The following is a 23,075-nucleotide window of genomic DNA, read 5'->3' as shown; positions in this document are numbered from 1 at the left end:
GTAGGAGAGTGGAGTGGTGGACTAGAGGATGTCCCGGGCGGCGGCGACGACTGCCTCGGCGGTGATGCCGAACTCCCGGAACAGGGTCTTGTAGTCGGCGGAGGCACCGAAGTGCTCCAGTGAGACGTTGCGACCGGCCGTGCCGGTGTAGCCCTTCCAGGGCATCGCGATACCGGCCTCGACCGACACCCGGGCGGTGACCGCGGCGGGCAGGACGGACTCGCGGTAGGCGTCGTCCTGTGCCTCGAACCACTCCATGCAGGGCACGGAGACGACGCGGGTACCGACACCGTCAGCCTCCAGGGTGGCGGCCGCCTCGACGGCGAGCTGCACCTCGGAGCCGGTGGCCAGCAGGATCACCTGCGGGACCTCGGTGGAGGACTCGACGAGGACATAGGCGCCACGGGCGACCCCCTCGGCGGCCTTCACGGCGCTGCCCTCGAGCACCGGAACTCCCTGACGGGTGAGGACCAGTGCCTTCGGGGCGGCCGGGGCCTGCAGTGCGGCCAGCCATGCCTGGGCGGTCTCGTTGGCGTCCGCCGGGCGGATCACCGAGAGGTTCGGGATGGCACGCAGCGCAGCGAGGTGCTCGACCGGCTGGTGGGTCGGGCCGTCCTCACCGAGACCGATGGAGTCGTGGGTCCAGACGTAGTAGGTGTCGGTGCTCATCAGGGCGCCGAGACGGACCGCACCGCGCATGTAGTCGGCGAACTGCAGGAACGTCGCGCCGTAGGGACGGGTCGGACCGTGCAGGGCGATACCGTTGAGGATCGCGCCCATGGCGTGCTCACGGATACCGAAGTGCAGGTTGCGGCCGTAGGGCTCGGCCGACCATGCGTCGGTCGAGATCGACTCCGGGCCGAAGGAGGATGAGCCCTTGATGATGGTGTTCGTCGAGCCGGCGAGGTCGGCGGAACCACCCCACAGCTCCGGCAGGACTGCGCCGAGGGCCTGCAGGGAGGCTTCGGAGGCCTTGCGGGTGGCCAGGGCCTCGCCGGCCTCCCAGGTGGGTAGGTCTGCCGCGATGTCCTCGGGCAGTTCACGTGCCAGGGAGCGGTCCAGCAGTGCCTTGCGCTCCGGGTTGGCCTCGGCCCAGGCGTCGAAGGCCTGCTGCCACTCGGCGTGGGCCTGTGCGCCGCGCTCGACCAGACCGCGGGAGTGGGCGATGACCTCGTCGGCTACCTCGAAGGTCTGCCCGGTGTCGAAGCCGAGCACCTGCTTGACTGCGGCGACCTCGTCGCCACCGAGGGCGGCACCGTGGATGCCGCCGGTGTTCATCTTGGAGGGGGACGGGAAGCCGATGACGGACTTCACCCGGATGAAGCTGGGGCGGGTGGTGTCGGACTCGGCCTCGGCGATGGCGTCGAGGATGCCGGTGACGTCCTCGGCGTTGGCCTCCAGTGTCTGCCAGCCGTAGGCGGCGTAGCGGGCGACGACGTCCTCGGTGAAGGCGATGTCGGTGTTGTCCTCGATGGAGATGTTGTTGTCGTCCCAGAAGACGATGAGGTTGCCCAGCTGCTGGGTTCCTGCGATAGAGGAAGCCTCGGCGGTGACGCCCTCCTGGATGTCGCCGTCGGAGGCGATGACGTAGATCCGGTGGTCGAAGGGGGACTCACCGGCCGGGGCCTCCGGGTCGAACAGTCCGCGCTCGCGACGCTGCGCCATCGCCATGCCCACGGCCGACGCCAGACCCTGGCCCAGCGGGCCGGTGGTGATCTCCACACCGGCGGTCTCACCGACCTCGGGGTGTCCCGGGGTCACCGAGCCCCACGTGCGCAGGGCCTTGAGGTCGTCGAGCTCCAGGCCGAAGCCGCCGAGGTAGAGCTCGATGTACTGGGTGAGGGAACTGTGGCCACAGGACAGGACGAAGCGGTCCCGGCCGAGCCAGTTCGTGTCCGCGGGGTCGTGACGCAGCACGCGCTGGTAGAGGGTGTACGCAAGCGGTGCCAGGGACATTGCGGTGCCCGGGTGTCCGGATCCCACCTTCTCCACGGCATCGGCGGCCAGCACGCGGGCCGTGTCCACCGCCCGGGTGTCCAGCTCGGACCAGTCGTCCGGGTAACGCCGGACGGTGCGGGCTTCGAGTTCCTGGGGGAGCGTCACGGTGTGGTTGCCTTCCTGTGGGCGATGAGGGGATCACGTGTCCGGCACGGGAGTGAAGAGGTCTGCCCGTGCACCTGGCGACAAGTGTAGTGGGCCGCGCGTCACCGTGTCACCGGTGGTCGGTGGAAGGCTCACCTATCTCCTGACCGCACCTCGACGGGGGGCGTAATGGAAGGCTGAGCGGTTTGGTGCTCGAGGGCACCACTCGGGTAGCCTGTCAGTTTGGCGGCACCGTGAGTACGCCTCCGAGGACCCATGGTCCTGTGGGGTCGGAAGAACAATGCGGTGAATACGACGCGGTGACTTTGGTGCTGATGGAGGCGGACTAACCGGTGGACAAGATCAAGGCCTACATCTCGCTGACCAAACCTCGGGTCATCGAGCTGTTGTTGGTCGCCGCCATCCCTTCAATGCTGCAGGCGCAGCGCGGCGAGATCGACCTCGGTCTGATCCTGCTGACCCTGGTCGGTGGATGGATGGGCGCGGCCGCTGCCAACGCCTTCAACATGATCGCCGACTACGACATCGACCAGAAGATGCGGCGTACCCACCGGCGTCCGCTGGCCAAGCACACCGTCACCAAGGGGCAGGCGACGGTGTTCGCCTGGACGCTGACGGTCGCCAGTGTGCTCTGGCTGGGCTTCTTGTGTAGTTCCTGGCTGGCCGCCGGATTCATCCTGCTGACCATTGCCTTCTACATCTTCGTCTACACCAAGTGGCTCAAGCGCCGGACCTGGCAGAACGTCATTTGGGGTGGGGCGGCCGGCTGTATGCCGGTGATGGTCGGCTGGGCCACCGTCACCGACTCCACCGGCGGTGCCTTCAACGCAGGCTGGGCCTCCTGGGGACAGGCACTGATCCTGTTCCTGATCATCTTCTTCTGGACCCCGCCGCACACCTGGGCACTGGGCATGCGTTACCGGGAGGACTACGAGGCCGCCGGTGTGCCCATGATGCCGGTAGTCAAACCGCCGCTGGAGGTCACCCGACAGATCCTCTGGTACACCTGGGCGACCGTCATCACCTCGCTGCTGCTCGTTCCGGCTGCTGGCTGGGTCTACGCCGCGATCGCGCTGCTGAGTGGTGCCTGGTTCATCTTCCGGGCCCACGGGCTGCACAACGGCGTGAAGAAGGGCATCAAGGTCAAGCCGATGAACCTCTTCTTCCTCTCGAACAACTACCTCTCCATCCTTTTCGTCGGCCTGTCGGTGGACGCCGTCATCGGGCTGGAGACCATCGCAGAGATGGTCGGGTTCTAGACACAGCTCGGGTTCTCATCCTTCGACGATCCCACCGGAAGCCCCCGGGCGTGTCGCCGGCCTACCCAGCCTTGCTGCGTGCCCACAGGGCAGAGAACAACCACTCTCGATCGAGAATCCCGTGAACGGATCTGTTCAGAGGATTCTCGATCGAGAGTGGTTGTTCTGTTCCGCACAGCGTTCACGTACAGCTGTCCGTCGGGGATGGCCCGGTGACACTCGCCCGCTCATGCTGCGGCGGAAGGGTCGTGTGGACGTGAAGGAACCGGCTTGGCAGCGCAGTAGGGACGTGGGGGACGGGGAGTAGCGGCCGACGGAGAAATTCGGAGGAAGTAGAATCGACCCGTGCCTGATCGTCAGGAGGTCTTCTCTGCCGCCAGCTCGGCGGCGAACTCCTGGTCCGCGGTATCGAAGTCCCGGTAAGCGGAGTCGACACCTCTGCGGAACCGCATCGCCCACAGTAGGCCGGTCATCGCCGTGACGATCGCGGAGCCGATGACGTGCAACGGCACCGTCCACCGGGGCACACCCAGGTTGTACTGCAGGACGCCGACAACGCCCTGCAGCACGATACCCAGGATCAGCCAGAGGGCGACGTTCCTGATCCGACGGTCGACACGCACGGCGAATAGTCCGGCCAGCAGACCGATGGTGATGCCCATGTAGAGGTACATGATGTGGGCGTGCAGGTTCGCGATCTCGATCAGCTCGATCTGCAGCCGGTGCTCCGGCAGGATCGCCTCGTCACCGGCGTGTGGGCCGGCGCTGGTGGTCATCGTGCCGGTGATCAGGACCAACGCCAGGGTGACCGCCGATCCCCAGGTAGCCCAACGCAGGGCGACCGGCATAGTGGCGCGGCGTGGGGCGTCGTCGTCCTCGGTGATCTTGATGACCATGAAGGCGGCGAAGTAGACCAGCAGCATCGAGGGCAGGAAGTGGGCCATCACGATCCACCAGGCCAGGTCCAGGTGCACGGTGATGCCACCGAGCACGGCCTGCACGATGATGCCGATGCCCTGCAGGAAGGCGATGTGCAGGATGGTGTTGCGGCGGGCTGCGCGCAGCACCGCGATGAAGGCGAGCGCCGCGGCGATGATCAGGACGAAGGTCAGCGTACGGTTGCCGAACTCGATGACCTGGTGGATCCACGGCGCCGAGCCGGATTCCGGGATGAAGGTGCCGGGGTGGCACTGCGGCCACGTGTCACAGCCCAGGCCAGAGCCGGTGACGCGCACCAACGAGCCGGTGAAGGTGATGCCGCCCTGGCAGACCAAGAGGATGATCGCGTAGAGACGCTGGCGCTTCACCGTGGGCACCGGCATCTTCTTGCACAGCGACAGAACCGCGGTGTAGAGCGAGACAAGACTGTGGCTCACCGACGGCTTCATCGACTCGACGCGTTCCCGCATCACCGGGAGGGTGGTGTCACGCACCAGCTCCCGTCGACCGCCAGCGTCTGGTGCAGTGCTACCGTTGCTGTCCTGGGTTTTCTGAGGGCTAGTCACAGGTCACCAGTCTATCGGCGGATGGCACCGGGATGAAACTTCTGACGCCCGGGCGACCACCCCGGGTGGGGTCAGTCGTCGTTCATGGTGAAGGAGAAGAAGCGCACCGCCAGTATGGTGCCGAGCACCGCCCAGCCGCCGAGGATGAGCAGGTTCCCCAGGTCGACGCTGCCCTCAGCCGCGGCGATGAGGCCATCGGTCAAGGCCACCGAGGGGATGACCTGCAGGGCAGTCAGGACGGCGTCCGGCATTTCCGGGTCCATCGCGGTGGTCACGGATGCGCCGAGCAGCAGGAACCAGATGGTGTTGCCCAGGGCGAGTACCAGTTCAGAGCTCAGGGTGCCGCCGAGCAGCAGACCCAGCGCGGTGAACGTCGCCACCCCCAGAACCACGAACAGCAGACCAGGCAGCAGACCGGAGGCGGTGACGCTGAATCCGAGGATCAGCCCGATCACGGTGAGTACCGCGATCTGCAGCAGGACCGCAGCGCCGACAGCGAGGATCTTGCCGCTGATGAGCACCCGTCGTGGCACCCCGGAGGCCCCGATGCGTTTCAGGGCCCCGTAGCGGCGGTCGAAGGCCACGGCGATGGCCTGGCCGGTGAATCCGGCGCTCATCAGGGCGATACCCAGGGTCATCGGGTAGATCCGCTGGACGGGGTCGTCGAGGGGGACGACCGGCAGCAGACTCAGGCCGATGAGCAGGGCGACCGGGATCACCAGGGAGAGCAGCTGCTGTTCACCGTGGCGCAGGAAGAGCAGGGTCTCGATCCTTGCCTGGGACAGCAGCATCCGCCCTGTCGGTGCCGGTGTCGGGTTCGGGGTGAACGTCCCCGGCGCGAAACGGTCGGTGACCGTGGGCTTCCCGGCGGTGGGGTGGGTGGTGCTGTGGGTGTTGCTCATGGGCGCATCTCCCGTCCGGTGATGTCGAGGAATACGTTCTCGAGGCTACGTTGATCGACCTCCAGGGCAGTGACCAGCACATTCTGTCGCTCGGCCTCGGCGGTGATCGCGGTGACGAGCGAGGGGGTGACGGTCGCTGACACGGTGACCTGGTTGTGGCGGCTGACCGTGAGTTCGGCACCATGGTCGGACAGTCGTCCGGCGAGTACCTCGGCGTTCAGCGGACGTGAGGTGGTGATGGTGGTCCTGGGTTCGGCGCTGCTGGTCAACTCCGAGATCGACCCCTGGGCGACGACACGACCATGGTCGATGATCACCACCCGGTCCGCTAGAGCCTCGGCCTCGTCCATCAGGTGGGTGGTCAGCACGACCGAGACACCGTCGGCACGCAGGGCGGACACCAGGTCCCAGACGGCAAGGCGCGACTGGGCGTCCAGCCCGGCGGTCGGCTCGTCGAGGAAGATCAGTTCGGGACGTCCGACCAGGGCCAGCGCCAGGGACAAACGTTGTTGTTGGCCGCCGGAGAGCCGCCGGAAGGTGGAACGCTCATGGCCGGTGAGTCCGACGGTGCGTAGCAGCCAGTCAGGGTCCAGGGGATCCGCGGAGTAGGACGCGGCGAGCCGGAGCATTTCGCCCACCAGGATACCGGGGTAGGCGCCGCCGCCCTGCAGCATCACGCCGATGCGTCCGCGCAGCCGGTCGGTGTCCTCGACCGGGTTCATCCCCAGCACCTCGACGGTGCCGGCATCGGGGACGAGGAAGCCCTCGCACATCTCGATCGTGGAGGTCTTGCCGGCGCCGTTGGGGCCCAGCAGTGCCAGAACCTCGGCTTGGTCGACGGTGAGGTCGAGTCCGTCGACGGCGGTGGTGCTGCCGTAGCGTTTGACCACCCCCCGTAGCCTGAGTGCAGGCTCAGGGGCGGGTTCGGGTGCTGCTGTTCCTGCCGAAGTCACGGTTGCCGAGTGTAGCCGGTGGTCAGACGGCGACGGTAAAGCAGCCAGCCCACACCAATGAGTGTCAGAGCGATGGCCGCGGACATCAGGTACATCATCGTCACGGTCGCCGGCGGCAGGTTGAGGCCACGGGGCAGGATGAAGAAGCTGAGCACCACCGAGTAGGCCACGACCGCCAGGCGGAAGAGACGCTGGTTGGCCCAGGCGGCCAGGGGCATGACCGCCCACAGCACGTACCAGGGGTGGACGACGGGGAAGAAGACCACGAGCATGAAGGTCGCCACGCCGAGCCCGCCGACCGGGTGGATACGTCCCCGGAAGGACGCCCACAGCATCCGGACCACCCAGAATGCCCCGACCAGCAGGCCGAGCGTGCGGGCGATGCTCAAGGCGGCGGCGGTGTGGTCGCCGAGGCCCAGGAACTGGGCGGTCCCCGCGGTGAGCAGGCCGACATCCGTGGTCAGCGACATCCAGCTGATGATCTCGGTGGCGCCACCCTGCACCAGGATCCAGCCGAACCCCAGGCCGGTGCCGAACGACACCGCGGAGACCACCGCGATGGTTCCGGCGGTGAACAGTGCCGTTGCCAGGAGAAGGTCCCGGAAGCGTCCGCCGAGCATCCGGGCCACGGCGACCCCGACGAACCCGAGGGCGAGGAAGGCGGTGACCTTGACCATCCCGGCGCAGCAGATCAGGGTGATCGCAGCTCCCGTGAACGCCCACCGGTGACCGGCATTGCGGCCTGGGTCGGTGGCCCGGAGGCCGAGTTCGACACCACAGAGCAGCAGCCCCATCATGAGGGCCTCGTTGTGTACCCCGGCGACCAGGTGCAGCAGCACCAGGGGATTGAGGATGCCGAGCCAGAGCGCTGCCTGGTAACGCACGGAGCAGCGTCGGGCCAGCTGGGTGATGGCCCAGGCCGCGGCAGCGACGGCGAGGATGGAGACCAGCCGGTGGAGCACCACGGCCGGTCCGATCGCATCACCGGTCACCAGGGAGATCAGTGCGGCGACGCCCACGGCGACCGGGCCGTAAGGGGCGGGGGAGTGCGACCACTCGTAGGGCACGGAGCGGGCAAGGTCGTCGTCGACTCCGAGCAGGTCCACCGGGCCGCCGGAGTAGGGGTCCATGCCCTGGGCGGCGATCGATCCCTGCGCCAGGTAGGAGTAGATGTCCTGGGTGAACATCGGGGCGGTGACGACCAGGGGCAACACCCACAGCACGAAGGTGCGTTGTATGGCGCGCATCGGCAGGACAGGGCTGCTGCCCACCCGGGCGGGCAGGCAGAACCGCCACAGCATCAACCAGCCGAGGACGAGCAGCGCGATGCCGACGAAGACGGTCACTGTGGTGGTGTGCAGCATCCGCGCCAGGAAACCCACCCCGGGGATCGCCCAGAGACTGTTGCCGACCACCGGCAGTGCACCGGCACCCAGTCCGCCGACGGCGATGAGGATGGAGCCGACGATGCCGACGAAGACACCGGTCCGGTAACGGAGGAGGTCGCGTGCGGTGAAGTGGGGTCGTGACCCCGGCGGTTTCGGGGTGTGCAGCCGGGCACTTCGAGAGCCGGCGAGTCCGAGGTTCGGGAGCAGGGCGGTCAGCCGGCCGCTGCGGCTGGCGGTGGTTCCGGTGCCGCTACCGGTGCTGGTACCAGCGTCCGTACCGCGGTCGTCGGCACCGGCGGCGGTGCCAGGTGTACCCGGCCCGTCCGACGCGCCGTCGATTGAGGTGTTGCTCACACCGGTAGTCTACGTCGCGACCGTGTCGGGGCGAGGTCGCGGCCCCGTCGGCGCCCGGGAGGTTGCGAAATTCGGCGCCGGAACGTCCCGGTAAATCAACAGGTCAGCCTGTCCTTATTAGACAACGGGAATGATTTACGCGACACTCGTGTTGTCTAATCATGAGACCGCCGATCGGAGTGATCGGCGACGAGAGACCCCACACACGGAGGAGGTGGACGGCAGTGACTGACCGGGATACCCGACGAGAGGTGCTGGACCAGATTCTCCGTAACGGGCCGATCAGTGCCTCCGAGATCAGCGACGCCCTCGGCATCAGTACCGCCGGTGTGCGTCGTCACCTCGACAATATCGTCGAGGACGGCTTCGCCGAGACGGTGGAGGCCGCCCGGACCGCAGCGTCCGGGGGACGCGGACGAGGACGTCCGGCGAAACTCTTCCGGCTCACTGACGCCGGTCGGGGACGTTTCGGCCATGATTACGACACCCTGGCACTACTGGCGCTGCGCGCGCTACGTGAGACCGGCGGCGACGACGCCGTCGCCCACTTCGCCGACGAGCGGATGAGTGACCTCTTCGGGGCGCTCACCGATGACGCGTCCGATCAGGACGCACCGTCCGGCGACGTTGTCGACCGTGCCGAGCGCATCGCCGAGGCGTTGACCGACCGTGGCTACGCCGCGACCGTCAACGACGCCGCCACCGGCATCCAGATCTGCCGTCACCATTGCCCGATCCAGGACGTCGCGCATGAGTTCCCTGAACTGTGCGCGGCTGAACACCGCGTGGTCACGGAGCTGCTCGGCCGCCACACCCAACCTTTGGCGACCATCGCCGACGGCAACGGGATCTGCACAACCCACATTCCGCTGACCACCATCAACCCTTCATCGACGAAGGAGAGCTGACATGACCCAAGCTGCCCAGACACCGGCGAACACAGCGCCGCAGACTGACGACGAAATCATCGAATCCATCGGCGCCTACGGCTACGGATGGCACGACTCGGACGCGGCCGGCGCCGCGGCCCAGCGTGGCCTGTCCGAAGCTGTCGTCCGCGACATCTCCGCCAAGAAGAACGAGCCGGAGTGGATGCTCGAACGCCGCCTGAAGGCGCTGAGCACCTTCGACCGCAAGCCGATGCCCACCTGGGGTGCGGACCTCTCGGAGATCGACTTCGACAACATCAAGTACTTCGTCCGGTCGACCGAGAAGCAGGCCCAGACCTGGGAGGATCTTCCGGAGGACATCAAGGAGACCTACGACCGTCTGGGTATCCCGGAGGCTGAGAAGCAGCGTCTGGTCGCCGGTGTCGCCGCGCAGTACGAGTCTGAGGTGGTCTACCACCAGATCCGCGAGGACCTGGAGGAGCAGGGAGTCATCTTCCTGGACACCGACACCGCGCTCAAGGAGCACCCGGAGCTGTTCAAGGAGTACTTCGGCACGGTCATTCCGGCCGGCGACAACAAGTTCTCCGCACTGAACACCGCGGTGTGGTCCGGTGGCTCCTTCATCTACGTGCCCAAGGGTGTCCACGTCGACATCCCGCTGCAGGCCTACTTCCGGATCAACACCGAGAACATGGGCCAGTTCGAGCGCACGCTGATCATCGTCGACGAGGACGCCTACGTCCACTACGTCGAGGGCTGCACCGCGCCGATCTACAAGTCGGACTCGCTGCACTCGGCAGTCGTCGAGATCATCGTGAAGAAGGGTGGTCGCTGCCGCTACACCACGATCCAGAACTGGTCGAACAACGTCTACAACCTGGTGACCAAGCGCACCAAGGCTGAAGAGGGCGCGACCATGGAGTGGGTCGACGGCAACATCGGCTCCAAGGTCACCATGAAGTACCCGGCGGTCTGGATGACCGGCCCGCACGCCAAGGGCGAGGTGCTCTCCGTCGCCTTCGCCGGCGAGGGACAGGTGCAGGACACCGGTGCCAAGATGACCCACATGGCGCCGTACACCTCGAGCAACATCGTCTCGAAGTCGGTGGCCCGCTCCGGTGGTCGTGCCGCCTACCGTGGCCTGGTCCAGATCAACAAGGACGCCCACCACTCCAAGGCGAACGTGGAGTGTGACGCCCTGTTGGTGGACTCGATCTCCCGGTCGGACACATACCCCTACAACGACATCCGCAACGACCACGTGACCCTCGGCCACGAGGCCACCGTCTCGCAGGTGTCCGAGGACCAGCTGTTCTACCTCATGAGCCGCGGGCTCGAGGAGGATGAGGCGATGGCGATGATCGTCCGTGGATTCGTTGAGCCCATCGCCAAGGAGCTCCCGATGGAGTACGCCCTGGAGCTCAACCGCCTGATCGAACTGCAGATGGAAGGATCGGTGGGTTAAGTAATGACCGCACCTACGACAAACCCGCTCGACGGCAACGACGGCGCCATCACCCCGGCGAACGCCATGCCGACCAAGGGTGACCGCTACCAGTCGGCCGACCCCGCAGAGTTCCCCGTCCCGCACGGCAAGGAGGAGGACTGGCGCTTCACCCCGCTGCGCCGCCTGCGTGGCCTGGAGGACACCTCCGCGGGCAAGGGTGCCCCGGCGGCCCGCGCCAATGTCACCGTCGACACCGGTGACCAGGCTGGCGTGACCTACTCCGAGATCAGCATGGACGACGAGCGCACCGGACGCGCCGGCCTGCCGGTCGACCGTCCCGCTGCCGAGGCCTGGGTCAACAGCCGGGTCGCCGACCATGTCCTGGTCTCCAAGAACACCGCGTTGGACGCCCCGGTCACCATCACCGTCACCGGTGCCGGTGACGATGTCACCACCTTCGGCACCATCGTCGTCGAGCTGGAGGCCCACGCCGAGGCCATCGTCGTGCTGCGCTACATCGGTGACGGCGTGCACTCCGACAACCTCGAGTTCGTCATCGGTGACGGTGCCCGACTGACCACCGTGGTCTGGGAGGACTGGGGACGCACCGCCGTCCACCTGTCGAACTCCCACATCCTGGTCGGCCGCGATGCCACGGTGCGCCACACCGCCGCCAACTTCGGTGGTGACGTCGTCCGCTCCGTCCCGCACGTGCGCTTCGCCGGACCCGGCGGCGACGCCGAACTGCTGGGCGTGTCCTTCGCTGACGCCGGCCAGTACTTCGAGCAGCGCCTGCTGGTCGACCACAGCGTCCCGAACTGCAAGTCGAATGTGATGTACAAGAACGCGCTGCAGGGCGAGACCGGCAGCCGCGGCCACGAGGCCCGCACCGTGTGGATCGGCGACGTGCTGATCCGCCCGGATGCCACCGGTACCGACACCTACGAGACCAACAAGAACCTGGTGCTCACCGAGGGTGCCCGCGCCGACGCCGTGCCGAACCTGGAGATCCAGACCGGTGAGATCATCGGTGCCGGCCACGCCGCCACCGTCGGACGCTTCGACGACGAGCACATGTTCTACCTGAAGTCCCGCGGCATCTCCGACGACGAGGCACGGCGCCTCATCATCCGCGGATTCTTCACCGACGTCATCCGTCGCGTTCCCGTCGACTCGGTCCGCGAGAATCTCGAGGACGTTGTCGAGCAGGAACTCGTCAACACCGTCCTCTGATCCACATCACGTCTTCAGAACGAACTTTTTAGAAGGAATACATAGATGAGCACCCTCGAGATCAAGAACATCCACGCCCAGGTCGTCCCGCAGGACGAGAATGAGGATCCCAAGCCGATCCTGCACGGCGTGAACCTCACCGTGAACTCCGGTGAGACCCACGCCATCATGGGCCCGAACGGCTCCGGCAAGTCCACCCTGTCCTACGCCATCGCCGGCCACCCCCGCTACGAGATCACCGAGGGCGAGGTCCTGCTCGACGGCGAGAACCTGCTCGACATGGACGTCTCCGAGCGCGCCCGCGCCGGCCTCTTCCTCGCCATGCAGTACCCGGTGGAGGTCCCCGGTGTGTCCATGGCCAATTTCCTACGCACGGCGGCCACCGCCGTGCGTGGCGAGGCCCCGAAGCTGCGCCAGTGGGTCAAGGAGGCCCGCGGTGCGATGGACGAGCTGGAGATCGACCCGTCCTTCTCCGAGCGCTCCGTCAACGAGGGTTTCTCCGGTGGCGAGAAGAAGCGCCACGAGATCCTGCAGCTCGGCCTGCTCAAGCCGAAGTTCGCCGTGCTCGACGAGACCGACTCCGGTCTGGACGTCGACGCCCTGCGCGTCGTCTCCGAGGGCATCAACCGCTACAAGGAGCGTGAGAACGGTGGCCTGATCATGATCACCCACTACCAGCGCATCCTGAACTACGTGAAGCCCGACTTCGTCCACGTCTTCGCCAAGGGCCGCATCGTCGAGTCCGGTGGCCCGGAGCTGGCCGAGCAGCTCGAGGCACACGGCTACGAGCAGTTCACCGCAAAGGCCTGATAGCACTATGAGCACACTGGACACCGCAGCCATCAGGGCAGATTTCCCGATCCTGTCCCGCACCGTGCGTGACGGTCGTCCACTCGTGTACCTGGATTCCGGGGCGACCTCGCAACGGCCGCTGCAGGTCCTCGATGCCGAGCGGACGTTCCTCACCGAGTACAACGCCCCGGTCCACCGTGGCGCCTACCAGATCGCCGAGGAAGCCACCGACGCCTACGAAACCGCCCGCGAGGCCATCGCCGGCTTCGTCGGCGCGGTGGACGAGGAGATCGCCTTCACCAAGAACGCCACCGAGGCGCTCAACGAGGTGGCCTTCATGCTGGGCGATCCGCGCAGCGGGGAGCACACGGTCGGTGAAGGCGACGAGATCGTCATCTCCGAGATCGAGCACCATGCCAACCTCGTTCCCTGGCAGGAGCTGGCCCAGCGCACCGGGGCGACCCTGCGCTGGTACACCGTCACCGAGGACGGCCGGATCGACCTGGACAGCCTCGAGCTGTCGGAGAAGACGAAGGTCGTGGCGCTGACCCACCAGTCCAATGTGACCGGAGCACAGCTGGACGTCGACGAGGCGGTCCGCCGTGCCCACGCCGTGGGTGCACTGTTCGTCCTCGACGCCTGCCAGTCGGTGCCGCACATGCCGGTGGACTTCCACGCCCTGGACGTCGACTTCGCCGCCTTCTCCGGCCACAAGATGCTGGGACCCAACGGTGTCGGCGTGCTCTACGGCAAGGCCGAACTGTTGCGTGTCCTCCCGCCGTTCCTCACCGGTGGTTCGATGATCGAGATCGTCACCATGGAGAAGACGACTTTCGCCGCCCCACCGCAGCGTTTCGAGGCCGGCACCCAGATGACCTCGCAGGTCGTTGCACTCGGTGCGGCGGTGAAGTACCTGCAGGGGCTCGGGATGGACAAGGTCGCCGCCCATGAGCATGAGCTGACCTCCTATGCACTTGCCGCACTCGCTAAGATCGAGGGACTGCGCATCATCGGTCCGTCCGAGGCGGACGACCGTGGCTCCGCGGTGAGCTTCGTGGTCGACGGCATCCACCCCCATGACCTTGGGCAGGTGCTCGACGACCAGGGTGTCTGCATCCGTGTGGGACACCATTGTGCCTGGCCGGTGCACCGGAGCCTCGGCGTGCAGGCCACCGCGCGGGCCAGTTTCTACGTATACAACACCATCGAGGAAGTCGATGCCCTGGTCGACGGGATCCGTCACGCCCAGGAGTTCTTCGGCACCGTCCCCGCTACCAACGCAGACAGAGAGCAGGCGAGTCAGACACTGTGAAGCTTGAGCAGATGTACCAGGAAGTGATCCTGGACCACTACAAGCACCCGCAGCACGCGGGGCTGCGCGATCCCTACGAGGCTGAAGTCCACCACGTCAACACCTCCTGTGGTGACGAGGTGACCCTGCGCGTCCACCTCAGTGAGGACCACAGTACGGTGCTCGACGTGTCCTATGACGCCATGGGCTGCTCTATCAGCCAGGCCGCCACCTCGGTGATGGCCGAGGAGCTGGTGGGTCAGAGCGTGGAGAATGCCCTGGGCAAACTCGCCGAGTTCGAGACGATGGTCACCTCGCGCGGGACCATCGAGGGTGACGAGGACGTCATCGGAGACGGCGTCGCCTTCGCCGGTGTGTCGAAGTACCCGGCCCGGGTGAAGTGCGCCCTGCTCGGGTGGAAGGCCTTCGAGGCCGCCACTCGTGAGGCGAGCGAGAAGACAGCGAACTAGAGAGGACGGGAAAGAGACCATGACTGACCAGCAGACCCCGGACACCACTGCCGATACTGCCAGCGCTGCCCCTGTCGGCAACGCCACCGGCAACGGCGGTACCACCGGCTCCGCCGACCCCGGCAGCCCGCAGATGGACCCGAACCCCTTGGACGTCGTCCCCGAGCCGCCGGCGGAGCTCTCCCAGGAGGACGTGATGCTCGCCGACCAGATCGAGGAGGCGATGCTCGACGTGATCGACCCCGAGCTGGGGATCAACGTCGTCGACCTCGGCCTGGTGTACCAGGTGTGGGTGGAGCGCACCGATGCCGGAACCGAGGCGGTCATCAACATGACGCTGACTTCCCCGGCGTGCCCGCTGACCGACATGCTCGAGGACCAGTCCCACGCTGCGGTCGCCGGTGGTATCGAGGAGATCTCCGGGCTGCGGATCAACTGGGTCTGGTCCCCGCCGTGGGGCCCCCACATGATCAACGAGGACGGCCGCGAGCAGCTGCGCTACCTCGGCTTCAGCGTCTAGGACGCAGTAACGTCCGAAGACCTCCAGGAAGCGTGGGCCGTCCACGCCCTGCCGGTGATGACTCCCGTGTCCCGAACACTGCGCGCAGTGCGGCGGGAGTCTGGCGCAGGAAAGGGAGCACCTGGCGGGGGAAGGCGGCTAGCGAGACCATGGCCAGGGCAACAGGGGTACCGCCTTGGCCGGCGAGGTAGCCGCTCTGCAGATGGTGGGGGAGCCGGAAGAAGGCATCGAAGAACCGGAGCAGGACCTGCTGGTCTGCCCGGACGATCAGCTCTGCCCCGAATCGGCGCAGATGGTAGGCCGTAACAGCCGAGAGCCTGGCTCGGCGGGGAAGTGACCCCGCCTCGACCATGTCCAGCATCCGGTCAGCGGTGCGGGCCGCGGCAGCCACCGAGTATCCGGTGGCGGGGTGGACCAGCCCGCCCGCCGCGCCGAAGACCGCGATGCCGTCCTGCACGCCGGTGTACCAGCCTCGACGTCGACGGTCCATCGGGAAGTGGACGGTCTCGGTGTCGGTGACCACCTTCTCCACCTCCTCACCCGCATCGTCTACGAGGGCAGGGATACGACGGTGGAGCCGCGTACGGAGCAGCGGCAGTAGGTCCCGGGTGCGCTGCCGGGTAGCCAGTACGGTCTCCTCGAGGAGGATTCCCTTCTCGACTGGTTGAATGTAGAGGAAGCTCGGGGGAGCCGTCTGCTCTCGCGCATCCGGCACGTCCGGCCCAGCCGGCCGCCAATCCATGAACTCCGCGTCGCCGAGACCCCACGATTCAGCCAGCTCCGGGGGGACCACCACCCCATAGGCCACCTGGCGGATGCTGCCGGGACGGTCGACGACCCCGCGACAATCGACGACCACGTCGACGCCCAGAGCGTCAGGGGAGAGGTCGGTGACCCGCTCCCGGTGCAGTCGGATACCCCGGGTGAGGTCGTGTCGGGTGCGGTCACGGTCGATCATCGCATAGTCCCAGTTGCGCAGCAGACGGGGAGTCGGAGTGTGCACCAGCAGGTCTGGGGACACTGCACTGAAGGTCATGGCGGTTCGCGCCCAGCTCGGAAGGTCCACAATGCTGACGCCGTAGGTACTGCGCCAGGCCGGAGCCTGGATGTCGCTGCCTTCCTCGTCCGGACCTGCGGTCCCGGTGACACAGGCAGGATCGTAGCCGTCGACCGTCCACCCCCGACTGAGCGCGCGGTGGGCCAGAACTGCCCCGGCCGGCCCGAGACCGATGATGGCGATGTGCACGTCTTTTCTCCTTTGGTGAGTCTAAACTACCCCCGGATAACCCTCCTGGGTATCGCTGTGTCTGGGCTACCTAAACAGTGTGTGACTAGCGTAGTTTCCCCGGCTGAACTCCTCGTTGTTCCTCACGGTATCACCGGTTGCTACCCCCGGCGTAACGTCCCGGGTGATCGTTGTTCAACAAAACCGAGTCAAAGGCGCGGCCCGCAGATATATTAAGCAGCGTCCGGGTGGCATGGCCCGAAGGACGATGGCAACGGAGAAGGGGGAGTTTACACTCCGTGGCCGGGCGGAAGTGGTGGGTGGGACGTCCTCGGTCCTCCTGAAGGAAAAGGCCGACGCGGTTCTCTCCCCTAGGCGGGAGGACGGAGAGCACGACGCCCACCCCCACAACTGTCCGGATGAGCCAATGGTCGGCTCTGACCGCTCCCGGATTCACGACGCCGATCCTCAACGGCCGAGACCTGCCTTAAGAGACCAGCGTGTTAGGCTGGTCCGTTGTGATTGTTACCCAGGATCTTGAGGTGCGCGTCGGGGCCCGCACCCTGCTCAATGCCCCAGACCAGCAGCTCCGAGTACAGCCCGGGGACCGGATCGGCCTCGTCGGACGCAACGGCGCGGGCAAGACGACGACGATGCGCATCCTCGCTGGCGAAGGCGAGCCCTACGGCGGAACCGTGACCCGCTCCGGCGAGATAGGCTACCTGCCGCAGGACTCCAAGGAGGGCGACATCGAGCAGACCGCCCGCGACCGGGTTCTCTCCGCCCGCGGACTCGACCAGCTGCGGTCCTCCATGGACCGTCAGCAGGAGCTCATGGAGGTCGGATCCGACTCCCAGCGGGACGCTGCGATCATCAAGTACAGCCGCCTGGAGGAGCGCTACAGTGCGCTCGGCGGCTATGAGGCTGACTCGGAGGCCGCACGGATCTGCGACGGTCTCGGGCTTCCCCAACGCATCCTCGACCAGCAGCTCAAGACGTTGTCCGGGGGTCAGCGCCGTCGTGTGGAGCTCGCCCAGATCCTCTTCGCCGCGACGTCCGGCTCCGGACGCTCGGCGACGACTCTTCTGCTGGACGAGCCGACGAACCACCTCGACGCCGACTCGATCACCTGGCTGCGCGGCTTCCTGCAGCGCCACGAGGGTGGGCTGATCATGATCTCCCACGACGTCGAACTGTTGGAGGCCGTGGTCAACAAGGTCTGGTTCCTCGACGCGGTGCGCGGTGAGGCCGATGCCTACAACATGACGTGGCAGAAGTACCTTGCTGCGCGAGCCAATGATGAGGCGCGGCGTCGTCGGGAGAAGGCCAACGCCGAGAAGAAGGCCGGGGCACTGCGTGACCAGGCGGCGAAGTTCGGCGCGAAGGCCAACAAGGCCGCCGCGGCCAAGCAGATGCTGGCGCGTGCCGACCGGATGCTCGACAACCTCGACGAGGTCCGTCAGGAGGACAAGTACGCCAATATCTCCTTCCCGGAACCGGCCGCCTGCGGCAAGACCCCGCTCAATGCGACCGGCCTGACCAAGATGTACGGTTCGCTCGAGGTCTTCGCCGGTGTTGACCTCGCCATCGACAAGGGCTCCAGGGTCGTTGTCCTCGGCTTCAACGGCGCCGGCAAGACCACCTTGCTGAAGCTGCTGGCCGGAGTGGAGCGCACCGACGGCGAGGGTGGCATCGTCTCCGGCTACGGGCTGAAGGTCGGCTACTTCGCCCAGGAGCACGACACCATCGATCCGAACGCCAGCGTGTGGACCAATGCGATCCAGGCCTGCCCCGAGGCCGGGGAGCAGGACCTTCGCGGACTGTTGGGCGCCTTCATGTTCTCCGGTGAACAGCTCGACCAGCCGGCCGGCACACTCTCCGGCGGTGAGAAGACCCGTCTGGCGCTGGCGACGTTGGTGAGCTCCCGGGCGAATGTCCTGCTGCTGGACGAGCCGACGAACAACCTGGACCCGCAGTCCCGCGAGCAGGTGCTCAACGCCCTGCGGACCTACACCGGTGCCGTTGTCCTGGTCACGCACGACCCGGGCGCGGTGCGTGCCCTGGAGCCGGAGCGGGTCATCGTCCTGCCCGACGGCGACGAGGACCTGTGGAGCGACGCGTACATGGAGATCGTCGAGCTGGCGTAGGGGAGAACCCCACCGGCCGAATTCGACGATCCGCCGTGCCGAACTTTCGCGTCCGATAGCATCCGGAGGTATGGACGCAGACACCGGAGCGGGACGCGCGAGGCAGGGGAAGATCTACCGGGCGGGGGCGTCCGGGCGTCGCCCGACAGTGCCCACCGATGCCGACGGCCTGGCCAAGGCCGCCAGGCGCAAGATGTCCCGCAAGGCGTGGGCCTACGTCGCCGGCAGTGCTGGCGAAGGCCGCACCAGCGACAACAACCGGGAGGCCTTCGATCGCCACCGGATCATTCCGCGAATGGCACACGGAGTCAAGCAACGTGACTTGTCTGTGAGTATATTCGGCGATGACATTCCCTCGCCGGTGCTGCTAGCGCCGGTCGGCGCCGGTGCGCTGGTCCATCCGGACTCTGACCTGCTGATCGGCCGAGCCGCCGGGCACTCCTCGGTGCCCTACGTGATCAGCAACCAAGGCTCCTCTCCGCTGGAAGCCATCACTTCGGCGATTCGAGAGTCAAGTCAAAATGCTGGACATTGGTTCCAGTTGTACTGGTCGAAAGATGAGTCCCTCGTGGACAGTCTCATCGCCCGCGCAGAGGCCAGCGGAGCCGGAGCCCTGGTGGTCACCCTCGACACCACCGTGCTGGGGTGGCGACCGCAGGACCTGAATCTCGGCTCGCTGCCGTTCTCCCGCGGACAGGGCATCGCCCAGTACACCTCCGACCCCACCTTCAGGGAGATCGTGCGCTCCCGGATCGCCGGTGCCACCCAGCGGGCCAACGCAGCCGCTGCGGCCGGTACAGACAATGCAGCCGCTACAGCTGCGGAGGAGGAGAAGGTCGCGGTCACCCCGGCCGCTGTGGCATCGCTGCTGTCGATCGTGCGGCACCATCCCGGGCGGACCCTGCGCAATCTGCTGTCGCCGGAGCCCCGGGCGGCCGTCGAGACCTTCCTGGACATCTACTCCAATCCGGGGCTGGACTGGGAGATGCTGGCCACCCTGAAGGACCGAACCAGCCTGCCGGTGGTGTTCAAGGGAATCCTCCACCCCGCCGACGCCGAGAAGGCGTTGGAGATCGGCGCCGACGGCCTGATCGTCTCGAATCACGGGGGGCGACAGGTGGACGGCTCCATCGCCGCCCTCGACGCGCTGGTGCAGGTCCGTGAGCGCATCGGCCCGGATCCGACCGTCCTGCTCGACTCCGGGATCCGTACCGGACGCGATGTCGCCGTCGCTCTCGCTCTCGGTGCGGACGCCGTCCTACTGGGGAGGCCGCACATGTACGGCCTCGCCGTGGGCGGTCAACAGGGTGTGGAGGAGGTCATTGCGAACGTGCTGGCCGAGTTGGAGCTGACGATGGCGCTGACGGGTGCCGCGACGGTCAGTGACCTGCGTGACCTGCCGCTGCAAGAGCGGCCCTGACCTGGTCGTCCGACAAGTTCGTCGTCACCGTGGCACTGGCCGCGCAGGAGGCGGCGTCCCCGGCGACGTAGCGGGCCACCGTCCAGCCGTTGGCGTACTCCGGTTCGAAGGAGTCCAACGGACCCGGTGCGGTGCGGAGGTCATGCGGACGCCCGTCACGGTCGCCGAGCGCCTGGAAGGGCTCCGTGGTGACCGTGAACGGGGCGTGCCCGTCGGTGGGGTGCACCTGGACCAGCGCCCGGTACCAGTACCGGTTGTCCTGGTTGACCCGGTCATGCCGTTTCTGCCCGTGCTGCACCGTCCGGTCGACCCACACCGCGCTCACCTCGGCGGGTGCGAAGCGGAGCCAACCGTTCTGCCATGCGGCGGCCAGCAGGAGCAGGTTACGGTGACGGGCACGCACCGACACTGCGGTGATCGCCCCGACCACCAGGCCGATAACCCCCAGCACCACCCCGGTGACCAGCCCAGGGGTGTCGGACGGCCCGGAACTGACACCGATGAGGACCACCCCGGCCAGTACCAGTACCGCGGAGGCCCCGGCGAGCACCAACTGGCCGGTGGACATCCCCAGCCAGCGTGTCCCGGAGATCGGCATCGTTCCTTGGTCCTGCAACGCATCCGTCACTGCGGCGGAGTCCGGGGGAAGCGTGCAGGGCACGTCGAAAGCGCCGGAGTTCACACCCTCGGCCAGGGCGCTATCGGGGTCGTGGAGAGTCATTGAGTTGCGCGCGTGAGTGAAGATCATGGTGTTGGTGGTCAGTTGCGGAATCCGTGGACGGGGGCAGGGATGAAACCGCCACGGCTGATGAAGCCGTCGCTGCCGACCGAACTCACCGGCATCACCGGGGCGTGGCCGAGCAGCCCGCCGAAATCGACGTCGTCACCGGTGGACGTGCCGACGGCGGGGATCACGCGCACCGCGGTGGTCTTGTGGTTCATCATCCCGATGGCGGCCTCGTCGGCGATCATCCCGGCGATGGAGGATGCGGGTGTGTCCCCGGGGATGGCGACCATGTCCAGGCCCACCGAACAGATGGCGGTCATCGCCTCCAGCTTCTCCAGGTTCAGGTTCCCGGCCTTCACGGCCTCGATCATCCCGGCGTCCTCGGAGACCGGGATGAACGAGCCGGAGAGGCCACCAACCCGTGAACAGGCCATCATGCCGCCCTTCTTCACCGCATCGTTGAGCAAGGCCAGGGCAGCGGTCGTGCCGTGGGCACCGACCTGCTCCAGACCCATGTGCTCCAGGATATGGGCCACGGAGTCACCGATCTCCGCGGTCGGCGCCAGGGAGAGGTCCACGATACCGAAAGGAACGCCGAGCCGCTCAGCGGCCATGGTACCGACCAGCTGGCCGGTGCGGGTCACCTTGAAGGCGGCCTTCTTGATCTCCTCGGCGATCTCGTTGAGTGAAGCCTCGGGGCCCAGGGCGGCGACGGCCCGGTCGACGACACCGGGGCCGGAGACCCCGACGCTGATCACGCAGTCGGGTTCCTCGATGCCGTGGAAGGCGCCGGCCATGAACGGGTTGTCTCCGACGGAATTTGCGAAGACCACCAGCTTCGCGCAGGCGATCGAGCCACGGTCGGCGGTTGCGGTGGCGCAGTCCTTGATGACCTGGCCCATCTCCCGGACGGCGTTCATGTTGATACCGGCCCGCGAGGACGCGATGTTCACCGAGGAACACACCACGTCGGTCTCGCTGAGCGCCTCGGGGATCGACCTGACCAGTCGCTTGTCGCCCTCGGTACCGCCCTTCTCCACGAGCGCGGAGTAGCCGCCGATGAAGTTCACGCCCACGGTTGCCGCGGCCCGGTCCAGCGCACGGGCGATGTCGACCGGGTCGCAGCCGGGCACCGCCGAGGAGACCAGGGCGACCGGGGTCACGGAGATGCGCTTGTTGACGATCGGGATGCCCAACTCGGCTTCAATGCCGCGGCACACCGGGACGAGTTCCTCGGCGCGGGAGGTGACCATGTCGTACACCGCCTCGCAGGTGGCCTCGGAGGTGGCGCGGACGCAGGGGAGCAGGTTGATGCCCATGGTCACGGTGCGGATGTCCAGCCGGTAGCGCTGGATCATCTCGATGGTCTCCAGGATGGAGGATGACGGAAGGAAGGCAGTCACGTGTCCTGGTCCCCTCAGATCTCGTGCATGGCGTCGAAGATCGCCTGCGACTGGAGGGTGATGACCAGCTTCTCCTGCTCTTCGACGCGCGTCATACGGTCGTTGACGGCGGTGACGGAAAGGTCGTCGGGCAGTTCGACGTGCAGGATCATGGTGAACCATTCATCCATGATCGTCTGGGAGACGTTGCGGATGTTGATCCCCAGCTCCGCACAAGCCGTGGAGACGGCGGCGATGATTCCGGTGTGGTCCCGTCCGGTGACGGTCATGATCGCGATCATACTTCTCATGCTACGTCCTGGGGGGAATGGAGACGCCCACCGGTGGCGGTCTCGCCCGGAAATGGGCGGTCCCGGCACCCGTGGGCGCAGTGGGTGGTGCGGCGGATCATCCTCCGGCAGACACTGGACAACCGACGTCTAGTCGGTGTCCTGGACTCGGAGCGAGTGTTCGACGATATCGAGTGCCTCGGGGAGGAGGGTGTCGTCCCGGTCGGACGCCAGATGCGCCATGACACCTTCGAGGACGAGCTCCAGCAGTTGGAGGGTTGTCTCGGTGGAGATGTCGGTGCGCAGGCGCCCGGAGTCACGCTGTTCCTCCAGACGTGCGGTGACCGCCCGGCGGAGGGTCTGCTGGTCGGCGTCCCAGGTTTTCCTGAGCTGTTCGTCGTGTCGGATCCGACGGGTGATCTCCACCCGCAGGCCCCACCAGTCGGCAAGCTCGGGGTCCTCCAGCAGGTACCTGATCAGACCGATCATGCCCTGTTCGCTGGCCAGCTCGGTCATCCGGAGCATGTCCCGGTGTGCGACTTCGCGGAACAAGGTCTCCTTGTTCCGGTAATGGTGGAAGATCGCCCCGCGTGACTTGCCTGTCTCCTTCTCCAACCGGGAGACGGTGGCACCGTCGTAGCCGTGGGTGACGAAGCACTCACGGGCTCCCCGGAGAATGTCTGTCCGCCGCTCGGAGAGGTCTGTCTCGCTGACCTTTGGCATGGAGTTCAGCCCCTTTTAAGCGGGATAGCGGTCCGCCCGCCGCGCGAGGACTCG

At 66.7% G+C, this 23,075-nt stretch carries 20 protein-coding genes; 10 read left to right on the top strand and 10 right to left on the bottom strand.

Going from position 1 to position 23,075, the window contains the following annotated elements; translation table 11 throughout:
• Positions 1-21 precede the first annotated feature (21 nt).
• Positions 22-2,103, bottom strand: coding sequence for a transketolase (gene tkt, locus ACTXPP_RS00185; protein WP_443340386.1), 2,082 nt, complete (start codon positions 2,101-2,103; stop codon positions 22-24).
• A gap of 332 nt (positions 2,104-2,435) precedes the next feature.
• Between tkt and ACTXPP_RS00180 the strand changes: the two genes are divergently transcribed.
• A complete protein-coding gene (locus ACTXPP_RS00180) occupies positions 2,436-3,362 on the top strand; it encodes a heme o synthase (RefSeq protein WP_301495647.1) in 927 nt (308 codons plus the stop codon).
• A gap of 356 nt (positions 3,363-3,718) precedes the next feature.
• Here ACTXPP_RS00180 and ACTXPP_RS00175 read toward each other — a convergent pair whose 3' ends face one another.
• The 4 genes from ACTXPP_RS00175 to mptB form a co-directional block, all read right to left on the bottom strand.
• Positions 3,719-4,771 carry a COX15/CtaA family protein gene (locus ACTXPP_RS00175; protein WP_443340477.1) on the bottom strand — a complete coding sequence of 351 codons (1,053 nt, stop codon included), beginning with the start codon at positions 4,769-4,771 and terminating at the stop codon, positions 3,719-3,721.
• Between the two features lie 167 nt (positions 4,772-4,938).
• Positions 4,939-5,769, bottom strand: a complete 831-nt coding sequence (locus ACTXPP_RS00170; protein ID WP_443340385.1) for an ABC transporter permease — start codon at positions 5,767-5,769, stop codon at positions 4,939-4,941.
• Positions 5,766-6,659, bottom strand: a complete 894-nt coding sequence (locus ACTXPP_RS00165; protein WP_443340384.1) for an ABC transporter ATP-binding protein — start codon at positions 6,657-6,659, stop codon at positions 5,766-5,768. Before ACTXPP_RS00165 ends, ACTXPP_RS00170 begins: the two co-directional genes overlap by 4 nt.
• Before the next feature lie 59 nt (positions 6,660-6,718).
• Positions 6,719-8,464 (bottom strand): polyprenol phosphomannose-dependent alpha 1,6 mannosyltransferase MptB, encoded by a 1,746-nt coding sequence (mptB, locus tag ACTXPP_RS00160; protein ID WP_443340383.1) that lies wholly within the window; start codon positions 8,462-8,464, stop codon positions 6,719-6,721.
• A gap of 224 nt (positions 8,465-8,688) precedes the next feature.
• Here mptB and ACTXPP_RS00155 point away from each other — a divergent pair, with 224 nt between their 5' ends.
• From ACTXPP_RS00155 to ACTXPP_RS00125, 7 genes are read left to right on the top strand one after another with little or no spacing between them, the layout of a single operon-like run.
• Positions 8,689-9,372, top strand: coding sequence for a helix-turn-helix transcriptional regulator (locus tag ACTXPP_RS00155; protein WP_301499085.1), 684 nt, complete (start codon positions 8,689-8,691; stop codon positions 9,370-9,372).
• 1 nt (position 9,373) lies between these two features.
• A complete protein-coding gene (gene sufB, locus ACTXPP_RS00150; protein ID WP_301524664.1) occupies positions 9,374-10,819 on the top strand; it encodes a Fe-S cluster assembly protein SufB in 1,446 nt (481 codons plus the stop codon).
• A 3-nt stretch (positions 10,820-10,822) separates the two neighbouring features.
• Positions 10,823-12,034, top strand: a complete 1,212-nt coding sequence (sufD, locus tag ACTXPP_RS00145) for a Fe-S cluster assembly protein SufD (RefSeq protein WP_301498881.1) — start codon at positions 10,823-10,825, stop codon at positions 12,032-12,034.
• 45 nt (positions 12,035-12,079) lie between these two features.
• Positions 12,080-12,844 (top strand): Fe-S cluster assembly ATPase SufC, encoded by a 765-nt coding sequence (gene sufC, locus ACTXPP_RS00140; protein ID WP_301520474.1) that lies wholly within the window; start codon positions 12,080-12,082, stop codon positions 12,842-12,844.
• A 7-nt stretch (positions 12,845-12,851) separates the two neighbouring features.
• On the top strand, positions 12,852-14,138 hold the full coding sequence (locus tag ACTXPP_RS00135) for a cysteine desulfurase (RefSeq protein WP_301495942.1): 1,287 nt from the start codon (positions 12,852-12,854) through the stop codon (positions 14,136-14,138).
• Positions 14,135-14,587 carry a Fe-S cluster assembly sulfur transfer protein SufU gene (gene sufU, locus ACTXPP_RS00130; protein ID WP_301495943.1) on the top strand — a complete coding sequence of 151 codons (453 nt, stop codon included), beginning with the start codon at positions 14,135-14,137 and terminating at the stop codon, positions 14,585-14,587. Before ACTXPP_RS00135 ends, sufU begins: the two co-directional genes overlap by 4 nt.
• Before the next feature lie 19 nt (positions 14,588-14,606).
• Positions 14,607-15,107 carry a metal-sulfur cluster assembly factor gene (locus ACTXPP_RS00125; protein ID WP_443340382.1) on the top strand — a complete coding sequence of 167 codons (501 nt, stop codon included), beginning with the start codon at positions 14,607-14,609 and terminating at the stop codon, positions 15,105-15,107.
• On the opposite strand, the gene ACTXPP_RS00120 is transcribed toward ACTXPP_RS00125, so the two are convergent.
• Positions 15,097-16,353, bottom strand: coding sequence for a lycopene cyclase family protein (locus ACTXPP_RS00120; RefSeq protein WP_301495945.1), 1,257 nt, complete (start codon positions 16,351-16,353; stop codon positions 15,097-15,099). The two genes, ACTXPP_RS00125 and ACTXPP_RS00120, sit on opposite strands and share 11 nt — an antisense overlap.
• Before the next feature lie 497 nt (positions 16,354-16,850).
• Here ACTXPP_RS00120 and ACTXPP_RS00115 point away from each other — a divergent pair, with 497 nt between their 5' ends.
• Positions 16,851-18,479 (top strand): ABC-F family ATP-binding cassette domain-containing protein, encoded by a 1,629-nt coding sequence (locus ACTXPP_RS00115; RefSeq protein ID WP_301495947.1) that lies wholly within the window; start codon positions 16,851-16,853, stop codon positions 18,477-18,479.
• 70 nt (positions 18,480-18,549) lie between these two features.
• Positions 18,550-19,899 carry an alpha-hydroxy-acid oxidizing protein gene (locus tag ACTXPP_RS00110; protein ID WP_443340381.1) on the top strand — a complete coding sequence of 450 codons (1,350 nt, stop codon included), beginning with the start codon at positions 18,550-18,552 and terminating at the stop codon, positions 19,897-19,899.
• On the opposite strand, the gene ACTXPP_RS00105 is transcribed toward ACTXPP_RS00110, so the two are convergent.
• The 4 genes from ACTXPP_RS00105 to ACTXPP_RS00090 all read right to left on the bottom strand — a co-directional run bounded on the left by ACTXPP_RS00105 (position 19,859) and on the right by ACTXPP_RS00090 (position 23,021).
• Positions 19,859-20,620, bottom strand: a complete 762-nt coding sequence (locus tag ACTXPP_RS00105; protein WP_301520473.1) for a hypothetical protein — start codon at positions 20,618-20,620, stop codon at positions 19,859-19,861. The two genes, ACTXPP_RS00110 and ACTXPP_RS00105, sit on opposite strands and share 41 nt — an antisense overlap.
• A gap of 38 nt (positions 20,621-20,658) precedes the next feature.
• Positions 20,659-22,029, bottom strand: coding sequence for a PFL family protein (locus ACTXPP_RS00100; protein WP_301495952.1), 1,371 nt, complete (start codon positions 22,027-22,029; stop codon positions 20,659-20,661).
• A 14-nt stretch (positions 22,030-22,043) separates the two neighbouring features.
• Positions 22,044-22,310, bottom strand: coding sequence for an ACT domain-containing protein (locus ACTXPP_RS00095; RefSeq protein ID WP_301495961.1), 267 nt, complete (start codon positions 22,308-22,310; stop codon positions 22,044-22,046).
• Positions 22,311-22,448: 138 nt separating this feature from the next.
• On the bottom strand, positions 22,449-23,021 hold the full coding sequence (locus tag ACTXPP_RS00090; RefSeq protein ID WP_301495954.1) for a TetR/AcrR family transcriptional regulator: 573 nt from the start codon (positions 23,019-23,021) through the stop codon (positions 22,449-22,451).
• Positions 23,022-23,075 lie beyond the last annotated feature (54 nt).

The organism is Candidatus Corynebacterium faecigallinarum (genome assembly GCF_052264515.1).
Lineage (GTDB): Bacteria > Actinomycetota > Actinomycetes > Mycobacteriales > Mycobacteriaceae > Corynebacterium > Corynebacterium faecigallinarum.
Note: the sequence above shows the minus strand (reverse complement) of the source record. Positions and strands in the feature narration are given on the sequence as shown.

Coding starts and splice junctions, on each gene's coding strand:
- sufD (WP_301498881.1), top strand. CDS start 10,823: ATGACCGCACCTACGACAAACCCGCTCGACGGCAACGACGGCGCCATC.
- sufB (WP_301524664.1), top strand. CDS start 9,374: ATGACCCAAGCTGCCCAGACACCGGCGAACACAGCGCCGCAGACTGAC.
- ACTXPP_RS00090 (WP_301495954.1), bottom strand. CDS start 23,021: ATGCCAAAGGTCAGCGAGACAGACCTCTCCGAGCGGCGGACAGACATT.
- ACTXPP_RS00095 (WP_301495961.1), bottom strand. CDS start 22,310: ATGATCGCGATCATGACCGTCACCGGACGGGACCACACCGGAATCATC.
- ACTXPP_RS00135 (WP_301495942.1), top strand. CDS start 12,852: ATGAGCACACTGGACACCGCAGCCATCAGGGCAGATTTCCCGATCCTG.
- ACTXPP_RS00125 (WP_443340382.1), top strand. CDS start 14,607: ATGACTGACCAGCAGACCCCGGACACCACTGCCGATACTGCCAGCGCT.
- ACTXPP_RS00105 (WP_301520473.1), bottom strand. CDS start 20,620: ATGACTCTCCACGACCCCGATAGCGCCCTGGCCGAGGGTGTGAACTCC.
- ACTXPP_RS00110 (WP_443340381.1), top strand. CDS start 18,550: ATGGACGCAGACACCGGAGCGGGACGCGCGAGGCAGGGGAAGATCTAC.
- sufC (WP_301520474.1), top strand. CDS start 12,080: ATGAGCACCCTCGAGATCAAGAACATCCACGCCCAGGTCGTCCCGCAG.
- ACTXPP_RS00175 (WP_443340477.1), bottom strand. CDS start 4,771: ATGCGGGAACGCGTCGAGTCGATGAAGCCGTCGGTGAGCCACAGTCTT.
- ACTXPP_RS00170 (WP_443340385.1), bottom strand. CDS start 5,769: ATGAGCAACACCCACAGCACCACCCACCCCACCGCCGGGAAGCCCACG.